Raw genomic sequence first — 17,593 nt, 5'->3', positions numbered from 1 at the left:
CGGCCCGGGCGCATTCGACACCCGGGCCGCAGTCACTCACGGGTTGGTCAGGCCACGCGGGTCAGCTTCTTCTCGTCCGCGCGCGTCACGGCCGCGCGCAATTCGGACGGATCGAAATCGTCCACCGAGATGAACTCGAACACCGCCGCATGCACGCGCTTGAGCAGGTCGTGCTCGGCCTGGCTGATCACGCCGGCCGCCAGCGCCTCGGCCAACTGGCCGTCGTACTCGTGCGCCTTGAACTGGCCCGCCTTGAGCCCCTTCAGGAACTTCCGCTCCACCGGCTCGGCGGCGATCACGTCGGGCAGCAATGCGTTCATGCGACCCACGGTGTTGTTGGCACTGGGCGTCAGGTAAACCCATTCCAGCAGACGCCCGCGTGCCTCGTTCGGTGCGGTGAGCAACGCGGCCACGCGACGCCCCAGCCGATCCGACGGCGGCACTTCGCGACGACCGAACGGGAACACCAGCACGCGCAACAGCCACGCCACCGGACGCACCGGGAAGTTGCGGATGGCGCCGTCCAGCGCGTTCTGGATCAGCCACATGCACTCGTGGAAACCCCAGGCGAGGAACGGGCGATCCGCTTCCGGCCGGCCGGTATCCTCGTAGCGCTTGAGCATGGCGCTGGCGATGTACAGATAGCTGAGCACGTCGCCCAGGCGCGCGGAGAGTTTCTCCTTGAACTTCAGCTTGCCACCCAGCACGCCCATGAACACGTCCGCGCACAAGGCCAGCGCGGCGGAGTAGCGGTTGAGCTTGCGGTAGTAGCGGCGCGTGTAGGCATCACCCGCCGCGTCGCCCATGCGACCGCCGGACAAGCCCATCACGAAGCTGCGCACGGCATTGGAGATGCCGAAGCCGATATGGCCGAACAGTGCCTTGTCGAAGGTGCGCAGGCGCTCGCCGTAATCGGCCATGGACAACGCCTGCATTTCCTTCAGCACATAGGGATGGCAGCGGATGGCCCCCTGGCCGAAGATCATCAGGCTGCGCGTCATGATGTTCGCGCCTTCCACGGTGATCGCGATCGGCACGGACGACCAGCCACGCCCGGCGTAATTCTTCGGACCGAGCTGCACCGCCTTGCCGCCGTGCACGTCCATGGTGTCGCCGGCCACGGTACGGGCCCATTCGGTGGCGTGGTACTTGGCGATCGCCGAGGGCACCGCCGGCTTCTCGCCACGATCCACCGCGGCCGCAGTGGCGCGCGACAGCGCAGTGGTGGCATAGGTCAGGCCGCCGATGCGGCCCAATGCCTCTTCCACGCCCTCGAAGCGGGCGATCGCCAGGCCGAACTGCTTGCGCATGCGCGAGTAGGCGCCGGTGGCCGCGGCCGAGGCCCGCATCGCGCCGGTGGCGTTCGACGGCAGTGAAATGGCGCGCCCCACCGACAGGCATTCCACCAGCATGCGCCAGCCGTGGCCGGCCATCTGCGGGCCACCAATCAGCACCGACAACGGCGCGAACACGTCCTTGCCGTGGATCGGGCCGTTCTGGAACGGAATGTTGAGCGGGAAGTGGCGGCGACCGATCTGCAGCCCCGGCGTCGTGCGCGGCAGCAACGCCAGGGTGATGCCCAGGTCGTCCTTGTCGCCCAGCAGGTGTTCCGGGTCGTACATGCGGAAAGCGAGGCCGACCACGGTGGCGACCGGCGCCAGCGTGATGTAACGCTTGTCGAAAGTGAGCTTGATGCCCAGCGTTTCCACGCCGTCCACCATCTGCTTGCAGACGATGCCGTAGTCCGGAATCGAGGTGGCGTCGGAACCCGCATACGGGCCGGTCAGCGCGAAACAGGGAATTTCCTCGCCCACCGCCAGGCGCGGCAGGTAGTAGTCCTTCTGCTCCTCGCTGCCGTAATGCAGCAGCAATTCGGCCGGCCCCAGCGAGTTCGGCACCGCGACGGTGGAGGACACCGTGGCCGACATGGTCGACAGCTTCTGCAGCACCGCCGAATGCGCCAGCGCGGAGAACTGCAGGCCGCCGTACTGCTTCGGGATGATCATGCCGAAGAACTTGTTCTTCTTGATGAACTCCCACACGTTCGGCGGCAGGTCGGCCAGCTCGTGGGTGATCTGCCAATCGTCGATCATCGCGCAGAGTTCTTCCACCGGGCCATCGAGGAAGGCCTGCTCCTCGGTGCTCAGTTCCGGCTTCGGCTGACGCAGCAGTTCGTTCCATTCCGGCTTGCCGGAAAACAGCTCGCCTTCGAAGCCGACGGTGCCCGCTTCCAGCGCGGTCTGCTCGGTCGCGGACAGTTTCGGCGTGACCTTGGCGAACATCTTCAGCAGCGGCGCGCTGATCTGCTTGCGACGGAACGTCGGCAACAGCAGCGGGATGGCGATCGCCAGCTCGATGATGACCAGGATGACGGTGGTCACGGGTGCATGCACCAGCAGGCCCACCACGATGGTGGTGATCAGCGTGGCGATGGCCCAGGTGCGCAGGCTCGTGCGGTGGTAAGCGCAGGCGCCGGTCGCGATGAGCGCCGCCAGCAGGGTCAGTATCACGGACATCTCGACTTCCTCGTTGCGGTGCGTACTTGTGGTGACTATGAAACCCGAACGCCCCGCCGGGCGTCCGCGTCGTCCAGGGTATGGATGAAGCCTGCGATCTCGCGCGTGAATGCATCGTTCGCATCGCCGGCCACCATGTGCGTGGCGCCCGCCACCTCCACGTGTCGGGCATGCGGCACGAGCTGCAGGAATTCGTCGACGGTGTCGCGCGAAACCACGTCGCTGCGTTCACCGGAGAGCAGCAATACGGGCACATCCACCTTCGCGGCGGCGGACAGCAGGCGCGGCTGGTAGCGTTCGCTCTCCTGCACCAGCCCGCCCGCCAGCAAGGCCGGGTCCCAGTGCCAGTGCAGCCGGCCATCGGCCGCTTCGCGCATCAACGGGCGCAGCTGCTGCTCGCTCTTGCGACCGTTGCGCTGCGGCAGGTAGGTGGCGATCTGCGTGGCGGCCTCGGCGTAATCCGCAAAACCATCGGGGTGCGCCTGCATGAAGGCCAGGATGCGCTCCACCCCCGCCGTCTCCCAGCGTGGCGTGATATCCACCAGCACCATTGCGCGAAACGGTGCCGGACGGGTTTCCCCGGCCACCACCAAACCGAGCAGGCCGCCCATCGAGGCGCCGATCAGGATCGGCGGCTGGGACTGCGCGCGTGCCAGTCGCAGCAGGTCCTCAGCGAACTGCTGCATGTGGTAGCTGCCATCCGGCGAACGTTCGCTCTCGCCATGCCCGCGCGTGTCGAACGTGACGCAATGGCAACCTTGTCGAGCCAAGGCTGCGGCCGAACCGCCCCAGGCGCCACGGGTCTGGCCAAAGCCGTGCGCGAACAGCAACGTCGGCGAGCCGGCCGGATTCAACGACTCCACGGCCAGCGCGATACCGTCGCCAGTCCGAAAGGGCTCTGCCTGAGGGCGGGTCTTTTCCATACGCTTGAGTATGGATCGCCACGCCCAGTGCCGTCAACCTCCCAGACTCGCCAATCTCACCGCCCACCGTGCATCCGGGCCACCACTGCCTGTGCTACCCGGTCTGGGCTACCATACGGCCATGAATGCAAGCAGCAAACCGGAACGTACCCGCCTCTCCGCCGAGGACTGGGAAGAGGCCGCGCTCGGCCTGATCGCCGACCAGGGCGTGGGCGCGCTGGCCGTGGAAGCACTGGCGCGCCAGCTTGGCGTCACCAAGGGCAGCTTCTACTGGCACTTCCGCACCCGCGAGGCCTTGCTGCTGGCCGCGCTGGAGCGCTGGGAACAGTACGGCGAGCGTGAAGTGCTGGGCCAGATCGAGACCATCGCCGACCCGCGCGAACGCCTGCCCGAACTGTTCCGCCGCGTGGCCCACGAACTGCGTCCGCACCGGGTCTACGCCGCCCTGCTCAAGGCGCTGGACCACCCGTTGGTGGTGCCGGTGATGGCCCGCGTGTCGCAGCGCCGTACCGATTTCCTCAACACCGCCTATCGCGAAGCCGGGCTGCCGCCGGAAGACGCCATCAACCGCGCGCGGCTGACCTATGCCGCCTACGTCGGCTTCCTGCAGCTGAACTTCACACTGGGCCTGCCGCGCCTGGGCCACGACGAGTTCGATGCCTACATCGAACACATGATCGCGACCCTGATCCCCGCCTGATCCCGGCGAAAACCTGAACACGAGCACACGGGCGCCTTCGGGGCGCCCTTTTTGCTGCGTCTGACCTTGCAATGCCAGTTTTCGCAACATAGTGTTTTGGCTCTTATTTGGCTGAAGACCAAACTTGAAGACCAACTTGGGAGAAACCATGGCAAGCAAGCTGGAAGCGCTGCAACACTGGGTCAACGACGTGGCCGCCCTGACCCGTCCCGCCCACATCCACTGGTGCGACGGATCGGACACCGAATACCAGTCCCTGGTACGGCAAATGCTGGCCGATGGCACCCTGATCGAGCTGAACCAGCAGACCCATCCGGGTTGCTACCTGCATCGCTCGAACCCGTCCGACGTGGCCCGGGTCGAGCAGCTCACCCTGGTCTGCCACCCGGAGCAGGAAGACGCTGGCCCGAACAACCACTGGATGGCTCCGGCCGACGCCCACGCCAAGATCGACGCGCTGTTCGACGGCTGCATGGAAGGCCGCACCATGTACGTGATCCCGTATTGCATGGGGCCGATCGACTCGCCGCTGTCGCGCTGCGGCGTGGAGATCACCGACAGCCCGTACGTGGTCGCCAACATGAAGATCATGACCCGCATGGGCGCGGCCGCGCAGGCGCGCATCGAGCGGGAAGCGGCCTTCGTGAAGGGCCTGCACTCCACCGGTGAGCTCGATCCCAAACGGCGCTGGATCATGCACTTCCCGGCCGAGAAATCGATCAAGTCCTACGGCTCCGGCTACGGCGGCAATGCGCTGCTGGGCAAGAAGTGCCACGCCCTGCGCATCGCCAGCAACCAGGCACGCGAGGAAGGCTGGCTGGCCGAGCACATGCTGATCGTGGGCATCGAGAACCCGCAGGGCGAAACCCACTACATCGCCGCCGCGTTTCCTTCCGCCTGCGGCAAGACCAACCTCGCCATGCTGATTCCGCCGGAAGGCTATCGCCGCGATGGCTGGAAGGTGTGGACGGTCGGCGACGACATCTGCTGGATGCATCCGGGCAAGGATGGCCGCCTGTACGCGATCAATCCCGAGGCCGGTTTCTTCGGCGTGGCCCCGGGCACCAGCAACAGCACCAACCCGAACGCGCTGAAGAGCGTCTCGCACGACACCATCTTCACCAACGTCGCCGTCACCGCCGACAATCAGCCATGGTGGGACGGCCTGCCCGGCGAGCCGGTGACCGACTGGCAGGGGCGCCCGTATGACCCGGCCAACGGCCCGGCCGCGCATCCCAACTCGCGCTTCACGGTCAGCGCAAAGCAGTGTCCGACCTGGTCGGAGAAGGCCGAGGCGCCGCAAGGCGTGCCGATCAGCGCCATCGTGTTCGGTGGGCGTCGGCCGTCGCTGTTGCCGCTGGTGATGGAAGCCTGCGACTGGACCCACGGCGTGCTGATGGGTGCCGCGATGGGTTCGGAAACCACCGCCGCCGCCACCGGCGCGGTCGGCGTGCTGCGCCGCGACTCGATGGCGATGAAGCCGTTCTGCGGCTATCACTACGGCGACTACTTCGCGCATTGGCTGGCGCTGGACAAGGCCGGCGCGAAGCTGCCGAAGATCTTCCACGTCAACTGGTTCCGCAAGGGCGCCGACGGCAAGTTCCTGTGGCCCGGCTTTGGCGAGAACCTGCGCGTGCTGGAATGGATGATCGAGCGCGTGAAGGGCACCGCACGCGGCGTGCAGACGCCGATCGGCACCTTGCCCGCCCGCAACGAGCTGAAGCTCAACGGCCTGGCCCTCAAGCCCGGCCAGATCGACGAGTTGCTCACGGTGGACAACGCCGGCTGGCAGGCTGAAATCGAAGCGATCGGCGAATACCTGGAAAGCTTCAGCCCGCGCCTGCCCGAACGCTTGCGTCAGGAACGCCAGCGCGTAGCCGATGCGCTGGATGCCGATGCCACCTCTCCCCACACCGCCACGGCCTAGGAGCGTGGGCGGTAGAAACTTTCGAGGCGAAAAAGTGGCTGCGTGAGGACAGATTTGACCAGCTTCGCTGTTATGAAGCGCTTCGACGATTCGCCGGCCCATAGTGGTTCTATGGGCCAAGAAGCGACGGAGATATGGACCACGCAGGCGCTTTTGCAGCCCGGAAGATTTCTGCCGCCCACGCTCCTAGGGAAGGTCTGATTTTGCTCGTCATCCCAGCGAAAGCTGGGATCCAGTGCCTGTAGGTCTTCGAATGCAAAGGCACTGGATTCCTGCTTCCGCAGGAATGACGAGCAAGAAGCCGATTGATCAGACCTTCCCTAGCTAGCCTGAACCCTCATCCGCCTGCCGGCACCTTCTCCCGATGGGAGAAGGGAACACACGCGTTGCCTCGCGGCGCTTTTGAGCCCATACCCCTCCGGGAGAGGAGTTTGGGGTGAGGATACGGGGTCGCTACCGCGCTGCGATTCGTGCGGCCCTTCCCCTATGCGCGGAAGGAGAGGCTGCAGCAAGACATTGCGGCAATCCGCTTAAACGCTTGTGCCCGGGCGTGCATCCAAGCTGGCAAGATGATCGCCGCCTGCGCCACCGGAAGTTCCATGCCACCTGCTCCTGCCGAGGGACACCCCGACACGGTCGACGTGGAAGCGGCGGTGCGCGGTGATCGGGCGGCGTTCCAGCGGATCTACCAGCGACATGTGGGGCGCGTCCACGGCGCGGTCTACCGGTTGGCTGGCTACGACCACGCACGCGCCGAAGATCTCACCCAGGAAGCCTTCGTGCGTGCCTGGCAAAAACTGGACAGCTTTCGCGGACAAAGCGCATTCGGCACCTGGCTGTACCGTCTGGCGGTGAATGTGGCGCTGATGGACATCCGCGCGCGCGGTGCCGATCCGGTCGGCTTCATGGATGAGGACAGCCTGCCCGATCACGGCGAAACGCCGTTCTGCGCCGCCGAACGCGAAGAGCTGGAGCACGCAATCGGACGCCTGCCGCCACGCGCCCGCGCCGTCCTGGTGCTGCACGACGTGGAAGGCTGGCGGCACGAGGACATCGGACTGGAGCTGGGCATGGCGGTGGGATCGTCGAAGGCGCAACTGCATCGTGCCCGCGGTCTGTTGCGCAAGGCACTCGGAGAAGACTCATGAACGAATTCGAATGGCGTCGACAAATGCGTGAATTGCGCCAGCCGCTTGCGCCCCCGCACGAGCTGTGGAACCGCATCGATGCCGCGCTGGACAGCGCCACGGCGGCGGCAAAACCGGTGCGCCGGCCGTGGCATTGGCTGCCCGCCATCGGCATCGCCGCGGCGCTGGTCCTTGCCGGTTGGTTCGGCGGCCGCCTGCAGCAGCAACTGCAACCGACCCCGGCCGTCGCATCCGCGTCGCAACCATGGAAACCGGCCGACCCGCGCCTGGCCGGCGCCGCGATCGAGCTCACCGCCGCCCAGATCGAACTGCGCCAGGCATTGCAACAGGCGCCCAATTCAACCGCCCTGCAACAATTGCTGGCGAACACCGAACGACAGCAGGCCAGCCTGCGCCAGCTCGAACACCAGGCCGGCTGAGGCCACGAGGATTCCCATGAAAACCGCACGCTACCTCCCGCTGCTGCTCTGCCTCCCGTTCGGCCACGCACTGGCCGACACGCCGATCCAGTTGCAACACGTCGCCACGTCCACTGCCCGCATCAGCATCAGCAACGTCGCCGGCGAAGTGCATGTCACCGCATGGGATCGCAACGAGGTGCAGGTCGGCGGCCAACTCGGCGATGGCGCCAAGCCGCTGGCCATTACCGGCAGCGACGACAATCTGTCGATCAAGGTGCAGCCGCAGGGCGGTGGCGGCTGGTTCGACTGGGGCGACAGCAACCACATGGGCGCCACCACGCTCGACGTGCGCGTACCGCGCGGCGCCACCTTGCATGTGAACGTGGTCAGCGCACCGCTGGCCATCGACGGCACCCGCGGCGGCACGCTGAAACTCAACTCCATCAGCGGCCGGGTCCGCGTCAACGCACAGACCCCCAGTCTGGACGTGGACAGTGTCAGCGGCGGCATCGCGTTTTCCGGCCACGCCGATCGCGCCGACCTGCAGACCGTCAGCGGCGATATCCTCGCGCCATCGCTGGGCGACGACGCGAGGCTGCAAACGGTCTCCGGCCACATCCAGGTCAGCGGCGGTCCGTGGAAGCACTTCAAGCTCGGTACCGTTTCCGGCGACGCAACGATCAGCGGCAATCTCGCCGCCAACGGGCAGATCAACATCGACAGCATGAGTGGCGACATCGACCTGCGCCTGCCCGCCGGCCTGTCCGGCTCGATCCACGCCAGCACGTTCAGCGGCGACCTGCACAGCGATTTCGGCACGCCGACATCATCCGCGCACGGCCCCGGCAGCGCGCTGGACACCACCGTCGGCGACGGCCGCGGCACGATCAAGGTGGAAACCTTCAGCGGCGACCTGCGCATCCGCAAGCAGGGCTGATCGCCGCCCACGCGCACGGCCCGCGACACGGGAAGCCGCATGGCCGGAAGGTTATCGGGACAAGTGGGTCAGACGGATTCGTCAGCGACCGCAACGCGCCGATCCGATACCGCGTCGGGGATCAGAGATCCTGGTGGTATTGCACGTATGGCGTGCGCGACTGGTCCGGCTCGGGGCCGACCGGGGTGTTCGCCGCATTGCCGGACGACCACACGTTCTGCGCGCCGAAGCTCAACGAGCCCTGCCACGGCAGGTGCCAGGTGACGCCAAGATCGATGCTGCTCCAGCGGTGGTCGCCACTCAGGGCACCGGGCACGCCGGCTTCCGGCTGCATCACGCGACCGATGATGTTGCCGCTGATCGAACCGTGGTCGACGCCGAAGCTCAGCGCCTTCTGGTCCAGCGTATTGAGGCCCAGCGCATTGCCCGGCAACAACCGGATGCGCCCCACGCTGGCACCAATGTCGATACCGCTGCCGCTGCCCAAGGACATGCGACCGCGGGCATTGAACTGGGTACTGCTGTCGAAGTCGCTCAACCCGTTCACGCTGGGTGTGGCACCGGGCAGAACCCGCGGCAGCGTCGGGCTGTTGGACGTACCGTTGGTGCCCACGCTCAGGCCCACGCTGTAGCGGCCCGCGTTGTAGCTGGCGCCCACTTCGCTGCCCACGACGCGTGGCGCACGATTGGCCCAGGAGCGCTCGCTGACCCCGGCATGCGCGGTCAGATGGGGCGCCAGGCCATAGTTCAGGCTGCTCGAAGCCACCGTGCCGGCATCCACGCCGCGGAACGACAACGGCGAGCCTTGCTCGGCTTCGCTTGCGTCGACGGCACTCGACTGCACTGACAGCACATGGCCATTCGCGCCGCGCCACAGCGGCACGGCGGAGGCATCCGTCGAGCGCACACCGGCCTGTGCCGGAGGCGTCTGCAACAGGCTGTCTCCGATCGTCTGCGATGAACTGCCGCCCAGCGACTGGCCTGCCGCGACAAGCGGCAGCAGCAACAGCGGCAATGTAAGCAGCAAGCGGCGCATGATGATCTGGCCAAAGCCCCCGTTTAACAGATAAAGCCTGTGGAGACAGGAAGTTCCACGGCACCGAGTATACGTCGTTTTACTTCTTTCTAACACCCTGTTTTTGCGGTTTGCGGCACGAAATGATCCTTTTTCGCCCGAAAACCGGCACAAAACGTGCTACGTGAGGCGTCCGGGTCGGGGAATCGCCGCAATTGCTCACGACAAAGCCACGCCATCCGGATATATAGTCACGGCGTCATCCAGCTGCATAGACCCGACACCCTCCGATGAGTTCAGTGCCCGACAGCAGTCCCGCCCTGTCCCTTCGGCCCAAAGGGGCGGCCGAGGCGGTGCTGTACGACAGCGTGGAACAGCTGTCTGACGCCAGCGACGCCGCCAGCGTGCTGAACATCTGTATCGAGGCGATCCATCGGCTCGGCATCCGCGGCCACGTCCACTGGCGCCCGACCAGCGAACCTTCGGACCCGACGGCACTGGATCTTGCGCGAGATGCGCAAGGATTGCGCACGCTGGTGCTGGACGACCCCGGCGCACTCGACCCGGTCCTGCGCGATCAACTGGCCTGGCTGGGCCGACTGGTGACCAGCCGCTTGCGCCAGCAGGCCGAAACCAGCCGCCTGTACGAAGCGATTTCACGCCTGGCCCTGGCCGAACGCCTGCAGCGCGCGCTGTATGCCATCGCCGAGCAGGCCGGATCGACGCACTCCATGCCCGAGATGATGCGCTCGCTGCACGCCATCGTCGCCAGCCTGATGTACGCCGAGAACTTCTTCATCGTGCTGTACGACGCCAGCACCGGCACCGTGCGCTATCCCTACTTCGTGGACACGGCCGATCCGCAGCCGCCGTTGCCCGAGCAGGACATTCCACTGCAGGACATCCACCACAGCCTGACCTGGAACCTGCTCAAGAGCAGCCAGCCGATCATGGGCTCGATGCCGGAGCTGATGCGGCAGTTCGAAGGTCATTTCGAACTGGTCGGACCAGCCTGCGAACACTTCCTGGCCGTGCCGCTGCTGCGCGATGGCCGCGTGGTCGGCGGCATCGTGATCCAGAGCTATCGCACCGATACGCACTACACGACGCAGGACCGCGAACTGCTCGGCTACGTGGCGCAGCACGTGCAGACCGCACTGGAACGGCGCGAGGCGCAGTCGGAACTGGAACACCGCGTGGCCGACCGCACCGCGGCGCTGCGTGCCGCCAATCGCGTACTGCGCCAGCAAGTGCTGGAACGCCAGCGTGGCGAACGCCTGCAAACGGCGTTGTTTCGCATCGCCGAACTGGCCAGCGCCCCCGAAGGCAGCGATGATTTCTACGCGGCCATGCATCGCGTGATCGGTGGCCTGTTGTATGCGCGCAACTTCTACATTGCCCTGCTCGAGGAGCAGGGTCAGCGCATCAGCTTCCCCTATTCGGTGGACGAAATCGACGGCGTGCGCCTTGCTCGCGAGCCCGGCTGCGGCGCCACCGAATACGTGCTGCGCCATGGCCAGCCGCTGCTGGCGGATCGTGCCGCCTTCGACCGTCTCGCCGAACAGGGCGAATGCACCCAAACCGGCGCGCGCTCGGTGTGCTGGCTTGGCGTGCCGCTGCGCTGGGACAACCAGGTGAAGGGCGCGCTGGTGGTGCAGAGCTATTCGCCCGAGCACATGTACGACGCGCGCGACCAGGAACTGCTGACCTTCGTCAGCTACCACGTGTCCAATGCGCTGCAACGCAAGCACGGCAACGAATCGCTGAAGCACGCCTACGCCAACCTGGAACGCCGGGTCACCGAACGCACCCGCGCGCTGGCGCTGGCCAACCGCGACCTGCGTGAACAGATCGCCGAGCGCGAACGCGTGGAACGACGGCTGAAATACGAGACCCTGCACGACTCGCTCACCGGCCTGCCCAACCGCACCTTCCTGTTGCAACGGCTGGAACACTCGCTGCAGAAATACCAGCACGATCCCGCCACGCTGTTCGCCGTGCTGTTCATCGACCTGGATCGCTTCAAGGTGATCAACGACTCGGTCGGCCACCTGATCGGCGATGACCTGCTGTTCCAGGTGGGTGGCCGCATCCGCGCCTGCCTGAAGACGCGCGACATCGTGGCGCGACTGGGCGGCGACGAGTTCGCGGTCTTGCTGGGCAACGTGGAAAGCCAGGCCACCGCGGTGCAGATTGCCGAACGCATCATCGGCGAGCTGCAGGTGCCATTCCGCTTGGGTGCCAAGGAGGTGTTCACCTCCGCTTCCATCGGCGTCACCATCGCCGGCCCGCACTACCAGCGCCCCGAGGAACTGCTGCGCGATGCCGACTCGGCAATGTATCGCGCCAAGGACGCCGGCCGTCACTGCACGGCGGTGTTCGATGATCGCCTGCGCTATGAAGCACTGTCGCTATTGGAGATGGAAGGCGACCTGCGCCGGGCGCTGAACCGGCGCGAGTTTGTGCCGTTCTACCAGCCCATCGTGTCGCTGGAGGACGGTCGCACCGTGGGTTACGAAGCGCTGCTGCGCTGGCGCCATCCGGAACGCGGCCTGCTCTCGCCCGGCGACTTCCTTGCCGTGGCCGAGGAAAACGGCAGCGCGGAAAACATCGACTGGCAGATTTTCGAACAGGTCTGCGCACAGGCCCGCTCACTGATCGGCGACCACGGCTTCATCAGCTTCAACGTTTCCGCCCGGCACTTCCGTTCACCCGACCTCGACCAGCGCCTGCTCGACCTGTTCCAGGCCTACCAGGTGCCGGCAAGCCGCCTGCGCGTGGAAGTCACCGAGCACACCCTGCTGGAAAACCCGGCGCAGGTGAAACGCATCCTCGCCAACCTGCGCGCCCATGGCGCCGGCATCGCGCTGGACGATTTCGGCACCGGCTATTCCTCGCTGAGCTACCTGCACCAGTACCCGATCCAGACCCTGAAGATCGATCGTTCCTTCATCGTGGAAATGGAACACGCCGGCGGCGTGGCCGTGGTCCGCGCCATCCAGGTGTTGGCCGACTCGCTGGGCATGCAGGTGATCGCCGAAGGCATCGAGGAAGAACAGCAGCGCCAGGCCCTGCTGCAGATCGGCAGCCGCTTCGGCCAGGGTTTCCTGTTCTCCCATGCGCGCGCCGCCGAGGAATGGCTCGACGCCGCGCTGGCCACGACCGGCTGAGCACTCGCCGGCCAGCCCGCTTCCAGGAGCCCGCTCGCGGGCAATGCTTTTGCCGGACTTTCGTGGAAGGAAAGCATCGCCCGCGAGCGGGCTCCTGCACGAGCTTGTGTCCCGCGTTATTGCACGGTCGGTGCCGCTGTGCCGCCACCACCCAGCAAATGCTCGGCATCGATGCGATCGAAGGTGTAGCGCTGCGCGCAGAATTCGCAGATCACCTCGATTTCGCCATCGCGTGCAGCCAGCGCGGCTTCGACCTCGTCGCGACCGAGCGAGCGCAGCATCGTCTCCACCCGCTCGCGCGAACAGCTGCAACCGAACGCCAGCGGGCGTGGCTCGAACAGGCGCACCGACTCTTCGTGATACAGCCGGTACAACAGCTGTTCCGGTGGCGTGGCGAGCAGCTCGGCGGCTCCGAGCGTGGCCGTGAGATGCTCGATGCGCGTCCATGCATCAGCGTCATCCTCGACCGCATCGTGACCGCCTTCGCCCGGCAGCTTCTGCAGGATCAGGCCTGCGGCATGCTCACCGTCGGCAGCCAGCACGATTTTCGCCGGCAACTGCTCGGACTGGCGGAAATAGTTTTCCAGCGCACCGGCGAGATCGGCATGCTGCAGTTCGACCAGGCCCTGGTAACGCTGGCCACGCTCGGCATGGCCGATGGTGATCGCCATCACCGCCTGTGCCAGCGCATCCAGCCGCAGCGGATCGGCCACCTCGCCATGCCAGCGCGCCAGGCCGCGCAAGCGGCCCTGGTCGGTGCTTTCGGCAAACAGCAGATGCGGTGCACCGGCGCTTTTCAGCTCGATCGACAGCGCTCCCTCGAACTTGATGTTGCCGGTGAGCAGTGCGCTGGCCGCCAGCGCCTCGCCGAGCAGCGCGCGCAGCGGGGCCGGATAGTCGGAACGGCCGGCAACCTCGCGCCACGCCGGGCCCAGCCGCACCAGCACGCCGCGCACGCCGGCGCCTTCGAGCAGGAAGCGATGCAGCACATCATCGACAAGCACGGTTTCCACGGTTCACCTCGCATCGATACAAGCCGCCTGATATGGGGCCGGCATGGCACGGGACAATACACGACGTCCCCGACCCGGGCGACGGGAACCCACCCGCAGACAGGGTTGGCGCCAGGTCTGGAAGCCGCTCACACGGCCATTTCCCCGGATTCCCTATACTGACCCGAGCTCACTCTGCCTGGTTGCCATGTCCCGTCGTCCCTTGTTGCGTCGCCTGCTGCGCTGGCTCGCGATCCTCGTGCTGGCCTGGGTGTCGCTCACCTGGCTGGCGGTGCTGGTGATGCGCTTCGTGCCGCCGCTGACCTCGGCGGTGATGATCGAGCGCCAGCTCGGCGCGTGGGTCCACGGCGAGAAGGATTTCCACCTGCACCACCACTGGGTGCCGTGGTCGCAAGTGTCGCCCTACGTGCCGCTGGCGATGATGGCCGGCGAGGACCAGAAATTCCCGTTCCACCACGGCTTCGATTTCGACTCGATCCACGAGGCGATCGATGCCGCCGACGAGGGCAAGCGCCTGCGCGGCGCCAGCACGATCAGCCAGCAGACCGCGAAGAACCTGTTCCTGTGGAATGGCCGCAGCTTCGTGCGCAAGGGGCTGGAGGCGTATTTCACCGTGCTGCTGGAAATCACCTGGCCGAAGCAGCGCATCCTCGAGGTGTACATGAACATCGCCGAGCTGGGCAACGGCATCTACGGTGTGGGTGCGGCCAGCGACATCTACTACCACGAACCGCCCGCGCGCATCAGCCCGGCACAGGCGGCGCGACTGGCGTCGGTACTGCCCAGCCCGCGACGTTTCCACGTCGACCGCCCCAGCGCCTACGTGCAGCGCCGTACCGACTGGATCGGCCAGCAGATGCGCCAGTTGGGCGGCACGGACTATTTGAAGCAACTCTCCCGTTGATGCCGGCTGCGTCAGCTTTTCCCCGGATTCGAAACCGCCCGTGCCGTTCGCTTCATCTCTCCGCCGGAGAGATGGAGTAAAAGCCGCAGCACTTCGCTAGCATGCGAATGTTTCCTCGCAAGGTGCCGTGCATGTCGCAGCTCACCGTCGTCGTTCCCGCCTACAACGAATCCGTCGTGCTGGAACAGTTCCACCAGCGCCTTGGCGCGGTGCTCGACGCGTTGCCGCTGCATTGCGACGTGCTCTATGTCGACGACGGCAGCGACGACGATACCTGGGCCATCATCACGGCGTTGGCGGCGCGCGATCCACGCTGCGGCGGGCTGAAGCTGTCGCGCAACTTCGGCAAGGAGGCCGCGCTCACTGCCGGGCTGGATCATGTCGTTGCCGATGCCGCCGTGGTCATCGATGCCGACCTGCAGGATCCCCCCGAGCTGATTCCCGAACTGGTCGCGCAATGGCAGGCCGGACACGACGTGGTCTACGCCACGCGTAGCGCGCGTGCCGGCGAGAGCGGTTTCAAGCGCTTCACCGCGGCAGCGTTCTATCGCTCGATGGAGAAGCTGTCCGATACCACGGTGCCGCGTGACACCGGCGACTTCCGCCTGCTCTCGCGTCGCGCGCTCGACGCGCTGCGCCAGTTGCGCGAGCGCCAGCGTTTCATGAAAGGCCTGTTCGCGTGGATCGGCTACCGCCAGACCGCCGTCTACTACCAGCGCGACCCGCGCCAGGCCGGCCAGACGAAATGGAATTACTGGCGCCTGACCCAGCTGGCCATCGAGGGCATCACCTCGTTCTCCACCGCACCGCTGCGACTGGCCACCTGGACCGGCCTGGCAGCGGCGCTGTTCGCCTTCGTCTACGGTTTGTGGGTGCTCGCCAGCGCCCTGCTCTACGGCAACTCTGTTCGCGGCTATCCGTCGCTGATGGTGGTGATCCTGTTCCTCGGCGGCATCCAGTTGCTGGCACTCGGCGTGATCGGCGAATACCTGGGCCGCAACTACGCCGAGAGCAAGCAACGCCCGCTGTATTTCATCGAGGAACAACGCCGGCCCGGCGCCCCCACGCCGGCTTCACGCCCGCCGCACGCGCCCGCGCTAGACTGACCCCACGCGGCCAGCCCGCGGCCGCCGGGAGGTTCGACATGCGTCAGGTCAGGCATCTGCTGGAACGGAAAGGCAACGACATCTTCGCCATTGCGCCCGAGGCGCCCGTGCTCGACGCGATCAAGCACATGGCCGAACAGCGCGTCGGCGCGTTGCTGGTCATGCGCGGCGAACGGCTGCTCGGCATCGTGTCCGAGCGCGACTACGCCCGCAAGGTGATCCTGCAAGGCCACTCGTCAGCCCACACCGCCGTGTCGGAAATCATGAGCAGCCCGCCGCTCACCGTCGGCCCCGCCACCGACGTGTTCGACTGCATGCGCCTGTGCACCGACCGCCGCATCCGCCACCTGCCGGTGGTGGAGGGCGAGAACGTGGTTGGCGTGATCTCCATCGGCGACCTGGTCAAGGAAGTGATCGAGGCGCAGGCCGAGCAGATCGAGCAGTTGCAGCGCTACATCAGCAGCTAGGCCCCGACCCAACCTCGGCGGCAGCGCACAACGGGCACGGCACGGGGTGTCAGCTTGCCCGTGAAGCAGCCGGTCGCGCGGGCGGAGCCGGGCGACCTTCCGGCAGCAGGTCCGGCGAATGCCCGGCGCGCTGCGCCACCCAGGTGGCCACGCCGGATATCCCGGCGCCAATCAGCGCCATGCCGGCTACACCCATGCCCAGCTTGCCCAGCGCGCTGACGCCACTGGTCACCACCAGGTCGCCGAAGCGCCATACCGCGGTCTCGACGAAGTTCTTGCCCTTGTAGCGCGTCTCGCGCGGCACGCGGGTGTACAGCGCGTCCACCGCCGGCTTGGTCATGCCGTAGGCGTAGCCTCGCGTCACCACCATCACCATGGCCAGCAGCGGCACCGTGAAGCCAAACAGGGTGACCGCACCGTGGCCGGCAAACACCACCATCACGAGCAGCGCCACGTTCACCAGCGCCGGCAGCACCAGACCCCAGGCTGCGCCCCAGCGGGTCAGCAACCAGCGGGTCAGGCTGATCTGCAGCAGCGCGCCGAGCATGTTCACCGCCAGGTCCATGTGCGCATAGAACGCGGTACGCGATGCCGCCGTGTGGAAATGCGCCTTCGCGTAATCGGCTACCAGCGCATAGGCCAGCGTGCCAATGCCGTCGCCCAGCACCATCAGGATCGCCATGTAGCGCAGAAACGGTCGTGACCACAGTTCGCGGACACCGGCCCACAGCGAGCCACCGATCGCCTCTTCCGCCTGCTTCGCACGGCCTGCGGCATCGTGCGACGACAGCCGCAGCAACACCAGCAAGGCCCCGCCCAGCATCGCCGCCGAGACCACCAGCAACGGCGCCACGCCGAGCAGGCCGACCAGCACGCTGGTCACCATCGGCCCGAACACCGCGCCGGCCATGCCACCCAACGCGATCAGCGGAAATGTACTCCGCGCCTGCACGCTGTCGAAAATGTCGGCCATGAAGCTCCAGAACAGCGACACCACGAACAGGTTGAACACGCTGACCCAGACGAAGAACACCACCCCGAGCAGGCGCGCGCCGATGCGTGCCTGTGCCAGAAAAGCCGGCACGAACGCGATCAGGCAGGCAATGAAGAAGCAGTAGCTCCAGCCAAGCAGGCGCTTGCGCGGGAAACGCGCCACCATCGCGCCGAACACCGGTGTCAGCAGCAGCATCGCGACGAAAGTGGCACCGTAGAACAGCGGCAATTGCGACGAGCCCACGGCACCACTCAACTGATCACGCACGGGTCGTACGATGTAATACGACGTCAGCACGAAGAAAAACGCGAGTGCGGACAGCACGGCGGTGGAGCGTTCGCTCGCAGCGACTTGTGGGGACGAGCTCACCGA

The 17,593-nt window shown here is 66.3% G+C and carries 14 protein-coding genes; 9 read left to right on the top strand and 5 right to left on the bottom strand.

Annotated features, from left to right (window positions below):
* Positions 1-47: 47 nt before the first annotated feature.
* Both AB7849_RS16320 and AB7849_RS16315 read right to left on the bottom strand, forming a co-directional pair.
* On the bottom strand, positions 48-2,516 hold the full coding sequence (locus AB7849_RS16320; protein ID WP_008209480.1) for an acyl-CoA dehydrogenase: 2,469 nt from the start codon (positions 2,514-2,516) through the stop codon (positions 48-50).
* Positions 2,517-2,551: 35 nt separating this feature from the next.
* Positions 2,552-3,439, bottom strand: coding sequence for an alpha/beta fold hydrolase (locus AB7849_RS16315; RefSeq protein ID WP_008209478.1), 888 nt, complete (start codon positions 3,437-3,439; stop codon positions 2,552-2,554).
* A 121-nt stretch (positions 3,440-3,560) separates the two neighbouring features.
* Here AB7849_RS16315 and AB7849_RS16310 point away from each other — a divergent pair, with 121 nt between their 5' ends.
* The 5 genes from AB7849_RS16310 to AB7849_RS16290 all read left to right on the top strand — a co-directional run bounded on the left by AB7849_RS16310 (position 3,561) and on the right by AB7849_RS16290 (position 8,552).
* Positions 3,561-4,139, top strand: coding sequence for a TetR/AcrR family transcriptional regulator (locus AB7849_RS16310; RefSeq protein ID WP_008209476.1), 579 nt, complete (start codon positions 3,561-3,563; stop codon positions 4,137-4,139).
* A 148-nt stretch (positions 4,140-4,287) separates the two neighbouring features.
* Positions 4,288-6,066, top strand: coding sequence for a phosphoenolpyruvate carboxykinase (GTP) (locus AB7849_RS16305; protein WP_008209474.1), 1,779 nt, complete (start codon positions 4,288-4,290; stop codon positions 6,064-6,066).
* Positions 6,067-6,665: 599 nt separating this feature from the next.
* A complete protein-coding gene (locus AB7849_RS16300; protein WP_037098771.1) occupies positions 6,666-7,214 on the top strand; it encodes an RNA polymerase sigma factor in 549 nt (182 codons plus the stop codon).
* Entirely contained in the window at positions 7,211-7,633 is a 423-nt protein-coding gene (locus AB7849_RS16295; protein WP_008209206.1) for a hypothetical protein, read from the top strand. Before AB7849_RS16300 ends, AB7849_RS16295 begins: the two co-directional genes overlap by 4 nt.
* A gap of 16 nt (positions 7,634-7,649) precedes the next feature.
* Positions 7,650-8,552 carry a DUF4097 family beta strand repeat-containing protein gene (locus AB7849_RS16290; protein ID WP_008209204.1) on the top strand — a complete coding sequence of 301 codons (903 nt, stop codon included), beginning with the start codon at positions 7,650-7,652 and terminating at the stop codon, positions 8,550-8,552.
* A 121-nt stretch (positions 8,553-8,673) separates the two neighbouring features.
* On the opposite strand, the gene AB7849_RS16285 is transcribed toward AB7849_RS16290, so the two are convergent.
* Entirely contained in the window at positions 8,674-9,588 is a 915-nt protein-coding gene (locus AB7849_RS16285; RefSeq protein ID WP_008209203.1) for a hypothetical protein, read from the bottom strand.
* 269 nt (positions 9,589-9,857) lie between these two features.
* Between AB7849_RS16285 and AB7849_RS16280 the strand changes: the two genes are divergently transcribed.
* Positions 9,858-12,737 carry a bifunctional diguanylate cyclase/phosphodiesterase gene (locus tag AB7849_RS16280; RefSeq protein WP_369501396.1) on the top strand — a complete coding sequence of 960 codons (2,880 nt, stop codon included), beginning with the start codon at positions 9,858-9,860 and terminating at the stop codon, positions 12,735-12,737.
* 116 nt (positions 12,738-12,853) lie between these two features.
* Here AB7849_RS16280 and AB7849_RS16275 read toward each other — a convergent pair whose 3' ends face one another.
* The gene (locus tag AB7849_RS16275) at positions 12,854-13,750 is read right to left on the bottom strand and encodes an Hsp33 family molecular chaperone HslO (RefSeq protein WP_092703772.1); all 897 of its coding nucleotides are present in this window, start codon (positions 13,748-13,750) and stop codon (positions 12,854-12,856) included.
* Between the two features lie 187 nt (positions 13,751-13,937).
* Here AB7849_RS16275 and mtgA point away from each other — a divergent pair, with 187 nt between their 5' ends.
* The 3 genes from mtgA to AB7849_RS16260 all read left to right on the top strand — a co-directional run bounded on the left by mtgA (position 13,938) and on the right by AB7849_RS16260 (position 16,227).
* On the top strand, positions 13,938-14,654 hold the full coding sequence (gene mtgA / locus AB7849_RS16270; protein WP_008212041.1) for a monofunctional biosynthetic peptidoglycan transglycosylase: 717 nt from the start codon (positions 13,938-13,940) through the stop codon (positions 14,652-14,654).
* 131 nt (positions 14,655-14,785) lie between these two features.
* Entirely contained in the window at positions 14,786-15,760 is a 975-nt protein-coding gene (locus AB7849_RS16265; protein WP_369501395.1) for a glycosyltransferase family 2 protein, read from the top strand.
* A gap of 38 nt (positions 15,761-15,798) precedes the next feature.
* The gene (locus AB7849_RS16260) at positions 15,799-16,227 is read left to right on the top strand and encodes a CBS domain-containing protein (RefSeq protein ID WP_008208517.1); all 429 of its coding nucleotides are present in this window, start codon (positions 15,799-15,801) and stop codon (positions 16,225-16,227) included.
* A gap of 49 nt (positions 16,228-16,276) precedes the next feature.
* Here AB7849_RS16260 and AB7849_RS16255 read toward each other — a convergent pair whose 3' ends face one another.
* Positions 16,277-17,590: an NTP/NDP exchange transporter gene (locus tag AB7849_RS16255; protein WP_008208516.1), complete on the bottom strand. Its 1,314-nt coding sequence runs from the start codon at positions 17,588-17,590 to the stop codon at positions 16,277-16,279.
* Positions 17,591-17,593 lie beyond the last annotated feature (3 nt).

The organism is Rhodanobacter sp. FW021-MT20, assembly GCF_041107475.1.
Lineage (GTDB): Bacteria > Pseudomonadota > Gammaproteobacteria > Xanthomonadales > Rhodanobacteraceae > Rhodanobacter_A > Rhodanobacter_A glycinis.
The sequence above is the reverse complement of the archived record's forward strand: the minus strand, read 5'-3'. Positions and strand labels throughout refer to the sequence as shown.

Bases quoted from the DNA above. Each gene is read 5' to 3' on its own strand.
- AB7849_RS16320 (WP_008209480.1), bottom strand. From the start codon at position 2,516: ATGTCCGTGATACTGACCCTGCTGGCGGCGCTCATCGCGACCGGCGCC.
- AB7849_RS16315 (WP_008209478.1), bottom strand. From the start codon at position 3,439: ATGGAAAAGACCCGCCCTCAGGCAGAGCCCTTTCGGACTGGCGACGGT.
- AB7849_RS16310 (WP_008209476.1), top strand. From the start codon at position 3,561: ATGAATGCAAGCAGCAAACCGGAACGTACCCGCCTCTCCGCCGAGGAC.
- AB7849_RS16305 (WP_008209474.1), top strand. From the start codon at position 4,288: ATGGCAAGCAAGCTGGAAGCGCTGCAACACTGGGTCAACGACGTGGCC.
- AB7849_RS16300 (WP_037098771.1), top strand. From the start codon at position 6,666: ATGCCACCTGCTCCTGCCGAGGGACACCCCGACACGGTCGACGTGGAA.
- AB7849_RS16295 (WP_008209206.1), top strand. From the start codon at position 7,211: ATGAACGAATTCGAATGGCGTCGACAAATGCGTGAATTGCGCCAGCCG.
- AB7849_RS16290 (WP_008209204.1), top strand. From the start codon at position 7,650: ATGAAAACCGCACGCTACCTCCCGCTGCTGCTCTGCCTCCCGTTCGGC.
- AB7849_RS16285 (WP_008209203.1), bottom strand. From the start codon at position 9,588: ATGCGCCGCTTGCTGCTTACATTGCCGCTGTTGCTGCTGCCGCTTGTC.
- AB7849_RS16280 (WP_369501396.1), top strand. From the start codon at position 9,858: ATGAGTTCAGTGCCCGACAGCAGTCCCGCCCTGTCCCTTCGGCCCAAA.
- mtgA (WP_008212041.1), top strand. From the start codon at position 13,938: ATGTCCCGTCGTCCCTTGTTGCGTCGCCTGCTGCGCTGGCTCGCGATC.
- AB7849_RS16265 (WP_369501395.1), top strand. From the start codon at position 14,786: ATGTCGCAGCTCACCGTCGTCGTTCCCGCCTACAACGAATCCGTCGTG.
- AB7849_RS16260 (WP_008208517.1), top strand. From the start codon at position 15,799: ATGCGTCAGGTCAGGCATCTGCTGGAACGGAAAGGCAACGACATCTTC.